Genomic DNA, 235 nt, shown 5'->3' with positions numbered 1-235 from the left:
CGGGAGCATGCCGGCGTGGTGGGCAGCGAAGCCGCACGAGATGCCGTCGACGAAGTCCCATTAGCCGAGCACCGAGAGGTCCTCGTCGGCCAGCCCCGCGACGCGCTCCTCTACGACGCGGCGGTTGCGCTCGCCGTCGGCCTCGGGGATGAGACGCAGGCCCCCGGTCAGCAGCTGGCCGACCGCGGCCTCGCAGCCGGCCCGGCTGAAGATGAAGGTGACCGCCGGCAGCAGA

1 pseudogene is annotated in these 235 nt (G+C 72.8%); it reads right to left on the bottom strand.

Features of this window, described 5'->3' with window-relative positions:
- Window positions 1–235 (bottom strand): annotated as a pseudogene (locus ACR9ZK_RS23525) (hypothetical protein); the annotation flags it as partial.

It is taken from the genome of Monashia sp. HAY1-5C (genome assembly GCF_056755255.1).
Note: the sequence above shows the minus strand (reverse complement) of the source record. Positions and strands in the feature narration are given on the sequence as shown.